General features: G+C 39.3%; 17 protein-coding genes. 4 read left to right on the top strand and 13 right to left on the bottom strand.

Annotated features, from left to right (window positions below; translation table 11 throughout):
• Positions 1-115: 115 nt before the first annotated feature.
• The 11 genes from araB to H0486_RS01010 form a co-directional block, all read right to left on the bottom strand.
• Entirely contained in the window at positions 116-1,780 is a 1,665-nt protein-coding gene (gene araB, locus H0486_RS01055; RefSeq protein WP_228351258.1) for a ribulokinase, read from the bottom strand.
• Positions 1,781-2,160: 380 nt separating this feature from the next.
• On the bottom strand, positions 2,161-3,252 hold the full coding sequence (locus H0486_RS01050) for a GntR family transcriptional regulator (RefSeq protein ID WP_228351257.1): 1,092 nt from the start codon (positions 3,250-3,252) through the stop codon (positions 2,161-2,163).
• Between the two features lie 212 nt (positions 3,253-3,464).
• Positions 3,465-3,839, bottom strand: a complete 375-nt coding sequence (locus H0486_RS01045; protein ID WP_228351256.1) for a desulfoferrodoxin family protein — start codon at positions 3,837-3,839, stop codon at positions 3,465-3,467.
• A 206-nt stretch (positions 3,840-4,045) separates the two neighbouring features.
• Positions 4,046-5,149: a PQQ-dependent sugar dehydrogenase gene (locus H0486_RS01040; protein WP_228351255.1), complete on the bottom strand. Its 1,104-nt coding sequence runs from the start codon at positions 5,147-5,149 to the stop codon at positions 4,046-4,048.
• A 161-nt stretch (positions 5,150-5,310) separates the two neighbouring features.
• Positions 5,311-5,439 (bottom strand): YjdF family protein, encoded by a 129-nt coding sequence (locus H0486_RS18625; RefSeq protein WP_228354328.1) that lies wholly within the window; start codon positions 5,437-5,439, stop codon positions 5,311-5,313.
• Positions 5,440-5,488: 49 nt separating this feature from the next.
• Positions 5,489-7,057 (bottom strand): flotillin family protein, encoded by a 1,569-nt coding sequence (locus H0486_RS01030; RefSeq protein ID WP_228351254.1) that lies wholly within the window; start codon positions 7,055-7,057, stop codon positions 5,489-5,491.
• 55 nt (positions 7,058-7,112) lie between these two features.
• A complete protein-coding gene (locus H0486_RS01025; protein WP_228351253.1) occupies positions 7,113-7,772 on the bottom strand; it encodes a hypothetical protein in 660 nt (219 codons plus the stop codon).
• Positions 7,773-7,874: 102 nt separating this feature from the next.
• Positions 7,875-8,048 (bottom strand): hypothetical protein, encoded by a 174-nt coding sequence (locus H0486_RS01020; protein ID WP_228351252.1) that lies wholly within the window; start codon positions 8,046-8,048, stop codon positions 7,875-7,877.
• A gap of 145 nt (positions 8,049-8,193) precedes the next feature.
• Positions 8,194-8,370, bottom strand: a complete 177-nt coding sequence (locus H0486_RS18720; RefSeq protein ID WP_408647621.1) for a VOC family protein — start codon at positions 8,368-8,370, stop codon at positions 8,194-8,196.
• A gap of 39 nt (positions 8,371-8,409) precedes the next feature.
• On the bottom strand, positions 8,410-9,204 hold the full coding sequence (locus tag H0486_RS01015) for a DUF368 domain-containing protein (RefSeq protein WP_228351251.1): 795 nt from the start codon (positions 9,202-9,204) through the stop codon (positions 8,410-8,412).
• A gap of 254 nt (positions 9,205-9,458) precedes the next feature.
• A complete protein-coding gene (locus H0486_RS01010) occupies positions 9,459-10,601 on the bottom strand; it encodes an Ig-like domain-containing protein (RefSeq protein WP_228351250.1) in 1,143 nt (380 codons plus the stop codon).
• Between the two features lie 203 nt (positions 10,602-10,804).
• On the opposite strand from H0486_RS01010, the gene H0486_RS01005 reads away from it, so the two are divergent.
• The 4 genes from H0486_RS01005 to H0486_RS00990 all read left to right on the top strand — a co-directional run bounded on the left by H0486_RS01005 (position 10,805) and on the right by H0486_RS00990 (position 13,783).
• The gene (locus tag H0486_RS01005) at positions 10,805-11,389 is read left to right on the top strand and encodes a Crp/Fnr family transcriptional regulator (protein WP_228351249.1); all 585 of its coding nucleotides are present in this window, start codon (positions 10,805-10,807) and stop codon (positions 11,387-11,389) included.
• A gap of 67 nt (positions 11,390-11,456) precedes the next feature.
• The gene (locus H0486_RS01000) at positions 11,457-12,035 is read left to right on the top strand and encodes an SDR family NAD(P)-dependent oxidoreductase (RefSeq protein ID WP_228351248.1); all 579 of its coding nucleotides are present in this window, start codon (positions 11,457-11,459) and stop codon (positions 12,033-12,035) included.
• A 110-nt stretch (positions 12,036-12,145) separates the two neighbouring features.
• On the top strand, positions 12,146-13,399 hold the full coding sequence (locus H0486_RS00995) for a transposase (protein WP_228351247.1): 1,254 nt from the start codon (positions 12,146-12,148) through the stop codon (positions 13,397-13,399).
• A gap of 192 nt (positions 13,400-13,591) precedes the next feature.
• The gene (locus H0486_RS00990; protein ID WP_228351246.1) at positions 13,592-13,783 is read left to right on the top strand and encodes an SDR family oxidoreductase; all 192 of its coding nucleotides are present in this window, start codon (positions 13,592-13,594) and stop codon (positions 13,781-13,783) included.
• 130 nt (positions 13,784-13,913) lie between these two features.
• Here the strand turns inward: H0486_RS00990 and H0486_RS00985 are convergent, their stop codons facing one another.
• Together H0486_RS00985 and H0486_RS00980 are read right to left on the bottom strand one after the other, a co-directional pair.
• Positions 13,914-16,271: an ABC transporter permease gene (locus tag H0486_RS00985; RefSeq protein ID WP_228351245.1), complete on the bottom strand. Its 2,358-nt coding sequence runs from the start codon at positions 16,269-16,271 to the stop codon at positions 13,914-13,916.
• A 5-nt stretch (positions 16,272-16,276) separates the two neighbouring features.
• Positions 16,277-17,032 carry an ABC transporter ATP-binding protein gene (locus H0486_RS00980; RefSeq protein WP_330594380.1) on the bottom strand — a complete coding sequence of 252 codons (756 nt, stop codon included), beginning with the start codon at positions 17,030-17,032 and terminating at the stop codon, positions 16,277-16,279.
• Between the last annotated feature and the right edge of the window lie 142 nt (positions 17,033-17,174).

The following is a 17,174-nucleotide window of genomic DNA, read 5'->3' as shown; positions in this document are numbered from 1 at the left end:
CTCCTTTTTTGTTATGCATACTGGCTGGTAGCCGTATACATATATAATAGTTGTTTTCCTCAAAACGAAATATTCATAACCGTATCGTGTTACTTATTTTATATGACCTTATATTCTAGCTCTGCTGTTTCTTAATTTCCTTTAAGCGCTTCATAACATCGTTTGCACCACGTCCAAAGTAATCATGGAGTATGGTGTATTCTTCATAAAGCTTATCATATACTGCAGCATTTTCCGGAATTGGATAATAAACGGTATCACGTACCTTACCCATCTTCTTAGCTGCCTGGAATACATCATCATATCCGCCTTGCTTTGCTCCGGCAGCAACTGCACCGAAGATTGCACTACCAAGAGCCGGTCCCTGTGATGTTCCTCCGATTCGAATCGGTATCTGGATAATATCAGCATAAATCTGCATTGCCATAGGGTTTTTCTGTGAAATACCACCAGAAGCGTAAAACTCATTAACCGGTACTCCGTTCGCACGGAAGGTTTCAATAATTTTACGGGTTCCATATGCGGTTGCTTCGATGAGAGCACGATACATCTCTTCCGGTTTGGTCTGAAGTGTCATACCCAGCATCAAACCAGTCAAATCCACATCCACCAGTACGGAACGGTTACCATTCCACCAATCCAGAGCTACAAGTCCGCTCTGTCCTACCTTAAGCTTTTCCGCTTTCTTGGTCAGGTATTGATGAATATTCAAACCTTCTGCCTTTGCTTCCTCATAATACTGAGGGGGTACACAATTCTCAACAAACCATGCAAAATGATCACCAACACAGGATTGTCCTGCTTCATATCCAAAGAAACCAGGACAAATTCCGTCTTCTACAACACCACACATACCGGGAACTGTATGCTCTTCTGTTCCCAATAATACATGACAGGTGGAGGTTCCCATAATCGCAAGCATCTTTCCAGGTCCATCAATTGCTACAGCGGGAACCGTAACGTGAGCGTCAACATTCGCAACCGCAACCGCTGTTCCAACCTTTAATCCGGTAAGCTTTGCTGCCTCTTCTGTAATCTCACCCGCTTTGGCACCTAATGGTGAAATAGGGCAGTTAAACTTATCTTCTATAACATTCTCTAGTCTAGGATCCAATGCTTTAAAGAAGCTCTTATCCGGATAACCCTTCTGCTTATGCCACATTGCTTTATAACCTGCAGTACAGGAGTTCCTGGTCTGTGTACCGGTCAGTTGCCAGATTACCCAATCTGCTGCTTCGATAAAAAAGTCAGCATCCTCATACACCTGGGGAGCTTCGTCAAGCACCTGCCATACCTTAGGGAATGCCCATTCAGAGGAAATCTTACCGCCATAGCGGGCAAGCCAATCCTGGTTTGTCTTTTCCGCTATCTCATTCAGCTTATTCGCTTTATCCTGTGCCGCATGATGCTTCCAGAGCTTAATATACGCATGGGGTTCATCCTTATATTGATCAAGGAAACATAGCGGAGTTCCGTCTGCCTTAACCGGAAGTAAGGTACATGCCGTAAAGTCAATTCCAACACCGATTACATCCTCCGGAGATACACCGGATTCCTTTAACACGGCTGGAATGGTATGCGCAAAAACATCCAGATAATCCTGCGGATGCTCAAGCGCCCAGTCAGGTCCCAATTTCTTTCCACTGGGAAGTGTCTCATCCATGACTGCATGGGGATAATCAAATACTGAAGATGCTAATTCCTCCCCGGTCTCAACATTTACTAAAAGTGCTCGACCGGATAATGTACCAAAGTCCACACCAATTGAATATTTTGACATAGTATCCTCCTAAATTATTATATTTTTATGTTCCATATAACAGTTCGAGTTTCTGACATCTAAAAAGCATTGTTCCGACATTAATCAGCTGAACAATTCTCACTTTATAGTTGTCCGTACATCTATCTCCATACTATCATAGGTTTGTACAAATTTCAATATGATTCTATCGCAGATAATGATATTAATATTCTGACTGTTCTAGCAATAGAAGTTTTCATTAATTGCCAGATTTCATATCAAACTTGTATGTACATGTTGGTATAATATTGTAGACAATTTTCCTGGAATCAGATCTTTACGATAGAATACATAAGAATAGCAGGGATGAAACTAACGTTTATCACCCCTGCTATAAAGTTTACTCGGAAATGCAAAAATTAATTTAGTTTAAGAATTGATTTACGGGTGATCAGCTGGGGTTCCAGCTTTATTTTCTCAATCAGTTTAGGGTTATTGATACAGCGCAGTAATACTTCCGCCGCCTTTTCCCCCACTTCTCTGGCTGGATATTCAATTGATGTTAAATTGTATACCTGTTCCTCCGCAAGAAATGAATTATCAAAGCTTGCTATGGATATATCCCTGGGAACTGTCAGGTTATTCTTATTAAGCAGAGATATGAGATCCGCAGCAACCTGATCGTTATAGCAGATGATTGCTGTGACATCCTTTAGACGCTCCAGCAGTATCTTATCCATACCACCGCCAAAGAGATACTGCTTATCCTCAGTGGTATACCATATGATTGATTCATCCCGTATGGATAAACCGTTCTTCTTAATGGTGGAGATCACTCCTTCATAACGCTTTACCCCTTGAATATCATCGGATTTAAAGATACCACCGATTTTAGTATGGCCCTGTTCCAGCAATAAATTAGTAAGTATTTCACCCGCCTTCACATCATCCATAACAATATGGGAAGCGCCATAATCACTATAGTATCCATTTATAAAGACAACCGGTATCTGCAACTCCCTTATTTTTTCATATAACACCCGATTGGCATTGGGTAAGGAGGTCTTTGTTCCTTCAATAATAAAACCATCCACTCCGTTTTGAAGAATATTCTGAATACATTGTTCCTCATTTGCTGGTTTGTTATACGTAATTCCCAAAGTTAAGGTATAACCCGCATTTGTCAGTACATTCTCCATCCCATGTATGATATTTGGAAAAATATAATCGTTTAAATAAGTTGTGATCACACCGACCCTCATGGTATTTTCCGTCTTCACCTTCATACCCGGATCATTCACAAAGGTTCCGCTTCCCTGTTCTCTCACAAGAACCCCTTCTGCTGCCAGATTACCTATCGCCTGGCGAACTGTCTGCCTGCTAAATCCAAATTGATTAGCAATCTCATTCTCTGAAGGTATCTTACTCCCTATTGTAAAGGTACCATTCTTAATATTTTCTTTTATCCATTTACTAATTTCCTGGTATTTTGACAGTTCGTTCTTGGCCATTCCATTACCTCTCATCAACAGTGTGGTATTTTAAGTAATATAGTACCCAGGTGAAGGATACCTATGATTACACAACTTGTATATACATTATAGTGATATCATTCTGATTTCGTCAATGTCAAATTCCTCGAATGTTCTAATATCCATGTTTATATTCAATTGCACAGTACTGTAAATACTCAAGCTGTTAGATTAATATGGCCTTTTTATGTTTAGAAGTCCTTCTTCCAAAGTCCATGCAGGTTACAATACTCATAAATAGTTCCGGATTCCACTTCATCGAATTCCGCCCTGGGTTCTTCACCCGGCTCTAGATATACCTGTTCAATTTTGCCCGGTGTTACCAGTGCAATCCATTCAATGTAATGCTCCGGTAAAGAAGGATGTAATACGGAGCCAATGGTTACCTTGATTTTTCCGTTCTCCTTAACGATTTCCGGTACATGCTTTTCTTGAGCCGCATCTGTTGAATTGGCATTAATCTTGGTCATCTCCTGACCACAACAGGACAAGGTTCCGCCGCCTTCTTTCACTAGGGCAACAATGTTTCCACATTTTTCACAACGATAAAGTTTTTCGTATAGCATAACACATTCTCCTTTTCCATTTTTCATTTTTCATTTACTTGTTCTCTTACAATTAATCATCTGATAAGCATTGGATTTTTTTATCTGACCAATTTTAGTAATAGTTACTATTATTAGTATACTATAATATCTGGAAATTACAAGTATTAATTTCTCCAATTCAGTTGAAATTATTATTTTCTTAGAACGAAAAATGAAGTAAACGGTTATTTAATTTTTGGTATTAGACGAATTACCTTATCATCCCCTGCTAGGATATTTCCTCTACCATCCCGATTGCTGGTTGTCATATATATTGATCCGTCCTCAGCCTGAACCACTTCTCGAATCCGGCCAAATTCATTGGGTAACCATGATTCCACTCTAGTTACTGCAGTGCCTGTATCATCCAATGAGATTAACAGTAGCTGCATCCCCCTTAGGGTCGCAACAGCAAGCTTCCCTTCCCAGGACCCCTGATTAATATAACTGATTCCTGAAGGTGCCCATGTATTATCCCCACTTGAAACCAACGGAGGTATTAAAGCAGAAGTCTCTGTATCCTGTTCTCCTTGGACAATGGGCCATCCATAATTTCCTCCTGGTAGTATTCGGTTTATTTCATCATGTGCAGAAGCCCCATGCTCTGTTGCGTACATATTCTGAGGTCCCCAGGTTAGTCCCTGAGGGTTTCTAAAGCCCAGACTATAAACTGGAGAGCCAGGGAACGGATTGTCCTCAGGGATACTTCCATCTAACTCTATTCTTAGAATTTTCCCAGCCAAACTGTTGCTATCCTGGGAAAGGTTCATATTGCCGGAATCTCCAGTACTTATATAGAGCTTATTATCCGGTCCAACCTTAATTCTACCTCCATTATGAGACATTCCACCCGGTATTCGGTCAATAATAACGCTGTCAATTTCTGCATCATGATTCTGTACGATCAATCGGATAACGCGATTATAATTCCTGCCTCCCTCCCGATACGAATGCATGGCATACAGGTAATGATTTTCCATGAAATTCGGATCTAAAGCAATCCCCAATAATCCTCCCTCACCAGTCTGAGTAAAGGGGGCCTCCAATGTAATAAGAGGTTGGGGAAGCAGCACCCCGTCTTCAATGATTCGAATACTCCCAGTGCGTTCCGTAACATAGATTGTGGACTCATCTCTGATGGCAATTGCCCAAGGTACGGATAAATTCTGCGCTATGATCTCAATATCATACGGAAATTCTTCGGCTGCCAGTTCACTTATCTTCACTCCTACTACTTTTCCATTGTTCCTAACCTTCTCAAACCAATCATAATAAATGATTCTTTTCATTGCCATCTCTCCAAAATTGACTGTGAAGCCGCCGCCTGTCACTTCCAAACAGCGGAGCATTCTTTCCCTTTATAAATACATATTAGGATATAGCGACAATATTACTGGTTTAACAAACGATGAAAGTCCACATTACGATTTTTCTATAGTTAAGAATTTTATTATATGGATAACTTAGAGAAATTTCCTATACAATAAGAGAAGGGCAGATACCTGCCCTTGTGTTTCTCTTTTCTTTTCTGTTGTCTCAGTTCAAATTGATACTTCTTCTCTGCTTCTTTTTGATTCAGACTTACTCTATACCAATTGCATATGCGATCCCAAAATTCTCTTAGTAGTTTATTCTAGCTCCTTGGAAATACTGTCGCCCATGCCAGTTACATTCACATTCTTAGTCGTTCTGGCTTCAAGACTGTCAGCCATTACAATACTCTTCATATCAATACCAACGGAGCTTTCCACCGTTTCGAATACCTTTGCCAATACGGTAGGCACGTTATCCGTAACACTTTCCACGCCGCCTCCATAGATCTTAATATCCGATATCTGACTAAGAGGCTCTGCAATTGCTTTTGCAATCTCAGGAAGCTTTTCAATTAATTTATCAGCCATTGCTGCACCGGTATATTTCTTGTATGCTTCTGCCTTCTTCTCCATCGCTTCTGCTTCTGCAAGGCCCTTTGCCTTGATCGCTTCTGCCTCTGCAACACCGACAACACTGATTGCCTTCGCTTTCGCTTCACCACTGATTGCTTCGGCGTCTGCTTCTGCTTTCGCCTTCAACTTGATGGCTTCTGCCTCCGCTGCAGCTTCTGCTTTTTTTGCTTCTGCTCTTGCCTGTGCCTCTGCAATTCTGGTATATTTTTCTGCCTCAGCTGCTGCCTTTTTTTGCTCCAATTCTGCATTCGCAGGCTCAACAACCTTTGTTTTTAACTCTTCCCTTGTCTTCTCAGCACGACGCTGCTCTAACTCTATCTGCTTCTGCTCTCTGGCGATTTCAACCTGTAACTGTGCTTCTTGCAATTCTTTTTGCTTTTGCTGTCTTAATATATCTGCTTCCATCTGAGCAGCAATTACATCCTGTAAGGTAATGCTTTTTTGAATATCGTAAGCTGCATCCGCTTTTGCCTTGGCTGATTCCTGCTCAATCCGGTATTCGGCTTCTTGAACCTCCTTCGCTTTCTTAGCAGCGCTTACTTCTGTTTCTGCCTGTAAACGGGCTCTTTCACCCTCTTTTGCAGCCTCTGACTTCTTAATGGACTCTTCTTTTTGTGCCATCGCCTGCGCAATTTCCGCATCCTTCTTCTTCTCAGCAATTTGCTTAGCACCAAGAGCACGAATATATCCATTGGTATCATTAACATCCTTAATTGAGAAGTCCTTCAGCTCGAGGCCCATCTCACCAATCTTCGTTCCTACCACCTCTTGAACCTTAGCAGAGAACGCCTCACGGTCATTGTAAATCTGCTCAACCGTCATGGATGCAACGATTTCACGAAGCTTACCTTCCAAAATCAAGGTAACCTGATCTGAAATGGATTTCTGAATCTGCATTTCGTTTGCACCGGTAAATTGCTCAATTGCAGCATAAATACTTTCATGGGTATTGCGGACCTTAATTACCGCGGTACCAACCACATCAATGGGAACACCCTGTGATGACATGGTCTGTGACGTATTAATATTAAGCTGAATATTACCAAGCGATATGGTATCGGTTCTCTCCAATATGGGAATTACCAATCCACCGCCACCGGTGATAACCCTTTTCTTCATACCGGTTACTACCATTGCCTTGTCCTGCGGCACTTTTCTCCACATACGGAAAATAACCGTTAAGAGAGCCAGTCCCGCGATTACAGCAACCCCAGTGATAATAATTGGGGTGATGTCAAGTGATGTTAACATAATACTCATACCTCCATTTATATTATTTTTTTATTCCCTTTTGATGCAACAATGCTCATTCATATCTATTCTTAGGTTCCACAATGAACACTCCATCCTTTAATTCGATTGCTTTTACAATTCTACCTGCCTCCAGCCGTAAGTCCTTGTCAACACATCTAGCCGGATAGCTTATCAAAGTATTCTGTAAGGTAGTAAAGCTTACTGTTCCCAACTGTCCTGGAAGAATAGTATCTACAACCTTCCCATCGTAAAGAAGCAACTCATTTTCATTAACTCCATAGTTTCTTGTCTGAACCTTTTTCAAGGTTTTTATAATGGTCTGAATAATAACAGAGGCGATATATCCACTAATTATAGCTACTAACAGGCTAAGAAGTTTCCCTTTTCCTGATAAGGTCATTATTGCTCCAACAGCTCCGAACACAATGGACATTGCAGATAATGCCATAATGGAGGTGGGGAAAAAGCCAATTGTTAGAGCACTTCCTGTATCAATATCTGTTCCAACATCCAGATCGGAATCTGTGGAAAACATCCCTTCCGTATCCGTCCCTATATCCAATTCTGTATTAAGGTCTACATCTACATCTACATCCATATCCATATCCATATCCGTGTCCGTATCCATTCCATCACCCAGGAATCCTAGGAGAAAGCTCACAATTGGAATAATTGCTCCTCCTACCAGAAAGCACAAATATACCGTTACCATTCTTTAACCTCCCTTCAGACTTCCATATATTAGTATAGCTTTGCCTATTTGTTTTTTCAACAAAGAAGCAGAATTTAAATCAAAGTTTAATGTGTTTTTAATTTATGAAATAATAAAGTCTGCTACAAATGAAAATAAGTAGGGACAATCATTTACCTCACACACAGACGAAAGTGCATTATGGTAAATAATTGTCCCTACTTTATTTTCATTAGCAATAGAGGCCATTTGGTCCCCCTTACATGCCATGTCTATGGTCATCTTTTCGTCTTTCATTTATTTATCCTCCAACATTCTTACATCACACTAAAAATCCCTCCTTTTATAGTATTAGACAAGGAGGAATTCATGTTGTGACATATTATTTAAATTTTATAGAAATCTTTACACAATGCATATTATCCCGGTATGCATTCCGATATCATTCATTATTATGGGCATCTCCGATTTCCAAAAGGTGCCCATCCGGATCAAAGACCCGAATTACCTTCTCACCCCAGTCATGTAAACGAATATCATGAATAAAGGTTACATTATGCGATTTGAGTTTCTTACTAAAGGCCTCCAGATCAGAGGTTGTAAAGTAGAAATATAATATAGATACTCAAGTAAAAGAAGTCGCGGTCAAGTATATTCCCTAGTCATTTGAGTATTTCGATAAGGAGCCTATTGCATAGCATCCCAGGATAAATGCTGCAACGGACATGATTACAGATAAAATCCACCATTTCACATCTGCATTGGCAGGAATGGAGGGCAATATCTTCTCCCTAAATATCTCGGAGGTTGAACCTAATACAAAGCCAATAATCATGCAATAGGTCTGGTGGGGGAATTTATTCATGGTCCATTCTAAGGGCTTGGTAATCAGAAATACACCGATTAATGTGGCTATTCCCAATATCCCTATGTATACGATATTAAATTCCGTAATGGCAGTTATCATTGCATCATACATTCCTAGTACAAGTAGCATGTGAGATGTGCTGATTCCCGGTAATACAAGCGCGAGCGCGATAATAATACCTGTAACCAGTAACATAATATAATAACCTATTCCAGAACCAGTAGTTACATCAATATTACCAACCGGAATAAATCCAATGGAAATGACAATTAACAATCCCAGAAGAAAATAAACTCCTGATGAAATCTTCAAAGAAGTTGCTTTTGTTTTTTTATACAATGCAGGTATTCCACCGATTACCGCTCCTAGAAAGAAGAAGGAGATCGGTAATGGGAATTTTTCTAATAACCACTTAATGAGAAAGGATAAGGTTCCTATCCCTACGCCGGCTCCAAGACATACCTTAAACAGAAAAAGGATATTTCCCTTGATATCTTTAAGAAAATTACTGATTGAACTAATCAATTTGTCATATATCCCTAATATGATTGCCATGGTCCCACCGCTTACCCCTGGAACACTCATGGAAGAACCTATTATAAATCCTTTTATTATAAGTAACAGATTGTTTTTTAGATTTGCTTTCATTGTTTTAGACTATACCGGATACTCGGTATATACTGCTCCTTTCCATTCTTTATCAGACTGCAATCCATTTTATCACAAAAGAGCAGAATAGAAAATAGTTAATGCAAAATCGATACATAAGAAAGGAATATATACTTCCTATGCTAAGAAGACGGTGCTGCCTCATGGCCTCACCGTCTTATGAAAAGATCTTATTTGAGATACTTATCGATGTTTTCTTTAGTTACCTCATAGAACTTAATATCTTTACTACCATAAATTCCTGCTGCTTCATCTGATTTCGCTCTTTCCTTAGGGGAAACCGTTTTATTGTTCACATATACTTCTGTGTTAAATTCTCCTGTTTTATCATCATATTTAAGATGGGAGCCGCTAATATAAATGCTCTTTAAGACACCCTTCTCCAATACATAGATATCAACCCATTCATTGGAGCTAAACATTCCAGCAACTGCAATTCCCTTTTTACTGCTGATATATGAGGGATATATTTGACCGCATACTGTAGAATCATATATTTTACCATTATAATAAGAATATACTATAGTATCACAATCAATGGATGAAGCACTCTCACTTACGTTTAAGAACAATTCCTTTTGTCCGTCTTTATTAATATCCAGTAATGCAAATGATCTCGTACTAGAAATATTCTTGTTCAGAATTTCCCGATAGGAATCTAAGATGTTGCTTGAAGTACCTTTTGAGCTCTTCTTCACTGTAATTTTACAGGTAAGCTTCTTCTTGCCTACCGTTGCGGTAATGGTTGCTTCTCCCTGCTTTACTCCTTTTACCAATCCTTTTGAGGAAACGGTAGCCACTTTTTTATTGGAGGATTTCCAAGTAACCTTATCCTTCGTATTGTTAACCTTTAATTGCACAGTTTTACCAACATCAATACTGGCCTTCGTTTTATTAAGCTTGGGAGTAGCACTTGCCTTGGGACCGGATATGATACCTTCTCCTCCCCGAACCGTAATCGTCTCGGTATAATCGCTGTAAGTGGAGCCCTTATAAGCTCTCACTCTCATCTGGAATTCTCCATCAATAATCATACCCTGCGCAGTTGTTTTTTTGGTTTTCTCATTCAAAAACCAAGGCTCCCATTCGTCGTCGCCTCCGGGCACCTCACTTCTATAATAAACCTCATATCCATCTGCTCCATCTACTTTACTCCAGGTTATTGTTAAGATTGTTTCATACTGCTTTGTAATTTCTGCACTTCCTGCGAAGTTTTTTGGTGTTGCAAGCTTGGTCGCCGCTTCTACAGAGGCTGATCCCAGTAATGATGTAAATAGTAGTACGCTAAAAAAAATTGCTGTTAGTTTCTTCATGTATTGACATATCCTCCTTTTTTTCGACTAATGCAATTATAACATGCTTCTTTTAAATACACAAAATAAATTCTGACATATTAATAATTTTCTTGTCATAGAAGATACAATTTGGTAAAATTAAGATATATTTAGGAACAATTACAAAAACTACGATACTTTTGTTTAAGAAGACTATGATAGTCGAAGTCAAAGGAGTTAACATGAGTAATAATCCATATTTTATCCATGATTTCTTCTCAAAATACAGTGAGGCTCCCCCTGAGGAAGTGGACAAGGCAATGAAGCTATTTTATCCCGTTGCCATTAAAAAAGGGGAGTATTTTGTAAGAAACGGGGAATACGCCCGGAAAATCGGCTTGATTCAATCCGGTTTATTTCGCTATTACTATATTGATAAGAAAGGGGTTGAATATACGAAAGGCTTTGCTGCAGAAAATCATTTTGTTATTTCTTACAGTAGTATGCTGCTTAACCAACCCTCTGGTTTCTCCATTCAAGCCCTAGAGGATTCCCACATTTACTGTATTAATTACACCGACTGGTTACAACTACTGGAAGGGCATCCCTGTTGGCAAGTGATTGCAAGAAAAACCATTGAAAAAGTATATGTTATGAAGGAAACGAGAGAAAGAGAGTTCCTTCTAGAAGATGCAAAAACCAGATATCAAAGCTTTCTGGAGAGTTATCCCGGCCTAAGTGACAGAATAAAGCAATATCACATAGCCTCTTATCTAGGCATCTCTCCGGTATCTCTCAGTCGTATTCGAAAAAAGTTGAAAAAATAAACCTATGTTAATGATTTTCATTCTTCCCCGTTGTAGCATCAAAAGAAAACAATCGGGAGGTAACTATATGAAAATCAATCAAAATGTAGTATTAATTACCGGAGGAAGCTCCGGGATCGGGCTGGCATTAGCCAGACATTTTTTAGAGAAGGAGAATAAGGTGATTATCATTGGGCGATCAATGGATAAATTGCTCTCTGTAAAAAAGCAATATCCGCGTATCCATATAGAAAAAGCGGATATAACGGTTGAAGAGGATATCAAAGTACTCGTACATAAATACCCTGACGTCAATATTCTAATTAATAATGCTGGAATTCATATGGAATGTGACTTCAAAAACTCCTCACTTGACACTCAATCCATAAAGCAGGAAATCTCGACAGATTTTATAGCTCCTGTTCTACTAAGCAAATATTTTATTCCTTCACTCCTATTGAAAAAAGAAGCAGCTATTATCAACATATCTTCCTACTTCGGTATATCTCCAAAACAGAGTGCTCCTATATACTCTGCCAGCAAAGCAGCTCTTCGTTCGTTTTCCAAAGCACTTCGGGTACAGCTGGAAGGGACCTCTGTCAAGGTATTTGATATCTTGAGTTTCCGTAGTTTTATCCACAGTATCCCTGTTTCATCAGTATTGTAATAAACAACTTTTAGAAAATGCCCAAAATATAAGGAATCCTCATCCTTTTTGTAGTAGAATAATGGTGTCTAAGCAAAATCTACACTAAACAATAAAGAAAGGGACTCCTTATGCTTAATTCTACTACAAATACTTACACTTTGAAACGTGAAATTTTATCTTTTTCAAACAAAATATCCCGAAAGCTTTCCAAACCGGATCGAAAGTTTACTGCAGACATGACTTATGGCATGTTAGCTTCTGGCAGTTGCCTTCTGACTGATGTTGTGGATCAGCTTCACGAAGATTCCAAAAAGGTCAACAGCGTGGAAAGACTTACCCGACATCTCAATAAGGGAATCCATAATTCTGCCTTGTCTTCGTATCTGCATACAATACGTAAATGGGTGCCGGATCAACCAGTTATCCATATCGATGATAGTGATATCATCAAGCCTGACGGCTACAAGTTCGAAGCACTGGGACTTGTTCGGGATGGTTCCAAAAGCACCGATACCAAAAATGTCTATGAGAAGGGCTACCATGTAACAGAGGCTTGTGTTATGACTAAAAGCAATCATCCTGTCAGCATTTATTCTAAAATCCATTCTTCAAAAGAAAAGACCTTCACCTCTGTCAATAACGTAACCTTTGATGCCATGGAGCGCGGAAAAGCAATGTTTGGCAAAGCTACTTTTGTAATGGACAGGGGCTATGATGATAATAAGATGTTTCTTAAGCTTGATGAATTAAAGCAGGACTATGTGATCCGACTTACAGCTAAAAGAAAGCTACTTTTTCATAACAAATGGGTGGCCGCTACTGAACTGCGAAATCGTCGAAAAGGCAAAATCACAACACCTGTGTTCTATAAGGGCAAAAAAAGGGAAGCTTATCTATCCCATGTGAAGGTTCAAATCACTGCATCCAGAAAGGATATTTATCTGGTTCTTGTCTATGGCATCACAGAGCATCCGATGATGCTCGCAACAAACAAGGAGATAAAGTCCCGAGAAGATGTAATACGAATTGCAAGGCTTTATTTCTCCCGCTGGCGCATTGAGGAATATTTCCGCTGCAAGAAACAGGTTTTCCAGTTTGAAAACTTCCGTGTCCGGAAGCTGAAAGCAATTAATGCTCTCAATTTTTATATCACCTTGTGTATGGCATTTCTTGCTCTGGTTTCAATGAAAGCAGAAACAAATGCCCTAAAGGTTTCAATCATACAGACAGCAGCTCCTGTTAAGGAGAAAGTTCAGTTCTGCTATTATCGGTTAGCAAAAGGTATCTCCGGCATACTCTCGTATGCAAAAGAAGGCGTCAGGCTATGGTTCAGGACAAAACGTCCTGCATACCGTCAACTTTGCTTTAAGCTAATCGCTTAAATAGATAAAAGAATACTTATCCCGAAGTCCGGTTTTAAACGGGGCTTATTAAGCTTCTTCTGATCTAGATACTGCCACTCTTACACTTAAAAAAATCAGCAAATTGGCACTGTCATTAGATTTATTCATTTTCAAAGTGCAATTTGCGGAAACTCAAGATTTGATATTGCTCCACCCATTGTGGATACCGAAATGACTGCCAATAGTAACAACGGACGGGTTCGCAAAATGAAACCGGATGAGCTCGTTGAAATCATATGTGCCGGATTAGCAAAAGACCAATATGAAGTGTATCCCGGACTCGCAAAGCTTTTCTATCTTCTAAATAGATGGAATCCCAGGTTCTTAGAGAAGAAATTGAAACAGATATCAGCACGTTCCTGATATCATACGAAGCGGCTATCGTTGAATATACTGACATTCGACGATAGCCGTGTACTGTTAATGTACTGTCTGAATGGCATGTACCGAAACTGCTGAAACGATGCAGCCATACCCTATCATCAACAGATTCTTACCGGAACAGCTCACAGGGAGTTATATTCCTAGCTGCCCGTGCAACCAGTGTAGTTATGAATACGGAAAAGAGAGAAATCGATACAAAGGTTGCTGCTGCCAACTGAATACTAATTTCAAAATGACTGTTCTGGATACTTCCCACCATGGATAATAAGGCTGCAAGTATCGGATTTATTAAAAACAGAGCGGCTACTGTTCCCAGCAATGCTCCCAATATACATACAGGTGAAAAGCTGCATATTATCTGTAGTATTAACTGCTTTGTGGTAAATCCCACCGCTTTCATCACACCTAGACGCATTCTTTCCTTAAGTAGCTTTATCCGGATTAGTAAGAATAGTACCAGCGATATAATCATCAGGGTAATTACAATGCCTCCAACAGAAAGCGATGATATGGCTTGATTAAAGGATTCCATGATCGAATCGAATTCTTCCTCCATATTCAGTACCGTTATCATCTCGCCTTGATAACGATCCTCAATTGTCTTCATTACAGATGGAATACCCTCCGAGTCTTCCAGATAGACATAGAGACTAGTAGGTATGTAATCTGCATCCAGTCTTTGCATTCCCTTCTCCGTGATGCAGGCTCCCTTGCCCAGGTTGTTAATCTGCTGTGTGATGCCGACCAGGATAAAATCCTCCACCCCCTCGCTGCCTTCTATACTGACCGCATCACCAATTTCTATCCCCAGCCCCTTCTGAACCAGACCCGTTACTGCGATTTCATTATCATGAATCGGATATCTTCCTTCCACAATAGTGACAATCTCCAAAAGATCATAATTTTCGCATATATTAACTGCCGGAGTTATCTGTTTCTCACCGTTATAGAGTGTCAGGCTATTTCTGTTCATTCGAATGGTCTTTTTAACGTTATCCATCTTTCCGATCTCATTAAAGACCTCATAAGAGTTCTCACCCATATAGCCTACCATCAAATGGGACTTTTCAATTCCGATCATACGCAACATGGCAGTGTTGCTCACAACAAAATTATAATTTGTTGTAAAAGCGAATACACAGACAAAGGACATCAGGAATACAATCGTAAACATGGTTATATTTTGCTTCATATTTTGCATTAAGGACTTAAAACCGATTGTAGCATTTAAAGATGTCTTTCCTTTATGAAGAGGGAAATAATTCCTTCTGAAATTGTGTGTTTCAATGCCGTCCCTCAGCGCCATAATCGGAGTTATTTTCTTAATTCTTCTTGCAGTAAGGGAGGTAATGAACCATACCATAAATAATATAATTGCAAAGCTTACTAATATAACAATGGGATTCACTTCACTTTTCCATTGCAATCCGATGGAGGAGGACACCAGATTGGTAACAACCCTGGTATAGGAGATGGAAAGCAGTACCCCGATTGCTGTACTTACCAGTGTAATTAGAATAAATTGTATAACGGTACCCCTTGCCAGCTCTCTTCCGGTATACCCCAGCGCTTCCATGGAACCAATATTCTTTATATTTCCTTCAATATACGTGACTATGGCAAATCGTATTACGGTAAGAGCAATCATTATCACAATGATAGAAAAAGTAATGAGAAGTATCATCATAATAACGAAAAATGCGCCTACTCCCACCTTCATGGAATCGAAATCAAGAGAATTAACCAGACTTGTTGCAGACTTAAGCTTCTCATTCATCTCCTTTGCAAAATCATCATTAAACTGACTAGTAGCCATATTTGGTTGTAAAATCGTTTTTAAAAGAAAAGACTGCGTAGTTTCATCACTATATAGCTCATTAAATTTTTGATCAAATACATAGCATTTATAGTACGAGAAATTACTGGGAATCGCAAACATAATATCTTCATAGAATCCATAGACGATAAATTTGTGAGTAATTCCTCCATAGGTGATCGTCATCTCATCCCCTGTTTTATAGTTCTTGGCAACCTTCAGATAATAGGGAAGAATAATGGAGTTATCAAGCTTTGCATCTCCCTTGTCGACAATCTCCAGCCTGGATATGGTCTCCTGCTGATCTGCATTCAGAAAAAGACATCCCATATGTTGGCTCTCATCTTCGTTGCTTATATTCTGAAAGGAGGTGGAGCCGATAGATACTATCTTTACCACTTCCTTTTGCTCAATTCCATCCATATGATTCACAATCTCAGACAAGTCATCATGGTACATCATAGGTGCCATTACTGAAAAATCAGATCCGTTCAGCTCCTTATTCTTTTCATCCAGAAAGGTATCCATTCCCCATATTACACTTGTACCTATATAGAGGAGAATGGATGCGAATATAATCAGTAACACCAAGGTTATGGTCATATTCTTATTTTTTTTCATATTACTTTTTGCAATCAATAATAAATTCATATTCGTTACCATCCCATTTTTTCCAGAAATGTTCTTAAGGTATCATGTCGTTCCTGATCGCCCTTAATGTACATTCCTAAATTTAATTCATCAATAATAATACCATCCTTTAAGTACAGAATTCGATTGGCTCTTCTTGCAGTCTTCATGTCATGGGTAACCATGACAATGCTCTGTCCCTTCGCATTCATATCCGTCATAACATCCAATACATTGGTGGCATTCTGGGAATTAAGAGCTCCTGTTGGTTCATCGGCAAATACAATCTCAGGTGAATTAATCAGCGCCCTTACGATTGCCACTCTTTGTGCCTCCCCTCCGGACAGCTGGCTAGGAAATTTATGATAGCATTCCTCATTTAGTCCGACTGCCTGAAGTAATTCTTCCGCTTTCTTTTTTAATTCCTTTCGATCCTTTGTTACCAGCAGCCCGCTCACTAAAATATTATCCATGACGCTCATGGTATCATTCAGGTACATCTGCTGAAAGATAAACCCACAATGCTTACGACGAAAAACTGCCAGCTTATCATTATTGTAATTGCTGATATCCTCATTCCTGTATTGAATATTACCAAGGGTTGGTTTATCCATTCCGGACAGAGCGTATAGCAAAGTTGATTTCCCTGAGCCCGAACTACCCATGATGACTGTAAAATCACCCTCGTATATTTGAATATTCAGATTACGTAATACATGCTGCATTACACTTCCATTGGAATAAGATTTACATAGATTGGTTGCTTCTAATATTTGTTTCATCATTACCTCCATCTTTTTAAAAAAATAAGACTATAGGTCCTACGCTTCAAACCTTTAGCCTTATTATAATTAGTCTTTCTTCATAAGTCTTTTCCCAAACTTTATATAATTCTTATCAAATTCTTAATTATCCTTTTTCCTT

This window comes from Variimorphobacter saccharofermentans, assembly GCF_014174405.1.
Taxonomy (GTDB): Bacteria; Bacillota; Clostridia; order Lachnospirales; family Lachnospiraceae; genus Mobilitalea; species Mobilitalea saccharofermentans.
The sequence above is the reverse complement of the archived record's forward strand: the minus strand, read 5'-3'. Positions and strand labels throughout refer to the sequence as shown.

Bases quoted from the DNA above. Each gene is read 5' to 3' on its own strand.
- araB (WP_228351258.1), bottom strand. From the start codon at position 1,780: ATGTCAAAATATTCAATTGGTGTGGACTTTGGTACATTATCCGGTCGA.
- H0486_RS01050 (WP_228351257.1), bottom strand. From the start codon at position 3,252: ATGGCCAAGAACGAACTGTCAAAATACCAGGAAATTAGTAAATGGATA.
- H0486_RS01045 (WP_228351256.1), bottom strand. From the start codon at position 3,839: ATGCTATACGAAAAACTTTATCGTTGTGAAAAATGTGGAAACATTGTT.
- H0486_RS01040 (WP_228351255.1), bottom strand. From the start codon at position 5,149: ATGAAAAGAATCATTTATTATGATTGGTTTGAGAAGGTTAGGAACAAT.
- H0486_RS01030 (WP_228351254.1), bottom strand. From the start codon at position 7,057: ATGTTAACATCACTTGACATCACCCCAATTATTATCACTGGGGTTGCT.
- H0486_RS01025 (WP_228351253.1), bottom strand. From the start codon at position 7,772: ATGGTAACGGTATATTTGTGCTTTCTGGTAGGAGGAGCAATTATTCCA.
- H0486_RS01020 (WP_228351252.1), bottom strand. From the start codon at position 8,048: ATGAAAGACGAAAAGATGACCATAGACATGGCATGTAAGGGGGACCAA.
- H0486_RS01015 (WP_228351251.1), bottom strand. From the start codon at position 9,204: ATGAGTGTTCCAGGGGTAAGCGGTGGGACCATGGCAATCATATTAGGG.
- H0486_RS01010 (WP_228351250.1), bottom strand. From the start codon at position 10,601: ATGAAGAAACTAACAGCAATTTTTTTTAGCGTACTACTATTTACATCA.
- H0486_RS01005 (WP_228351249.1), top strand. From the start codon at position 10,805: ATGAGTAATAATCCATATTTTATCCATGATTTCTTCTCAAAATACAGT.
- H0486_RS01000 (WP_228351248.1), top strand. From the start codon at position 11,457: ATGAAAATCAATCAAAATGTAGTATTAATTACCGGAGGAAGCTCCGGG.
- H0486_RS00995 (WP_228351247.1), top strand. From the start codon at position 12,146: ATGCTTAATTCTACTACAAATACTTACACTTTGAAACGTGAAATTTTA.
- H0486_RS00990 (WP_228351246.1), top strand. From the start codon at position 13,592: ATGACTGCCAATAGTAACAACGGACGGGTTCGCAAAATGAAACCGGAT.
- H0486_RS00985 (WP_228351245.1), bottom strand. From the start codon at position 16,271: ATGAATTTATTATTGATTGCAAAAAGTAATATGAAAAAAAATAAGAAT.
- H0486_RS00980 (WP_330594380.1), bottom strand. From the start codon at position 17,032: ATGAAACAAATATTAGAAGCAACCAATCTATGTAAATCTTATTCCAAT.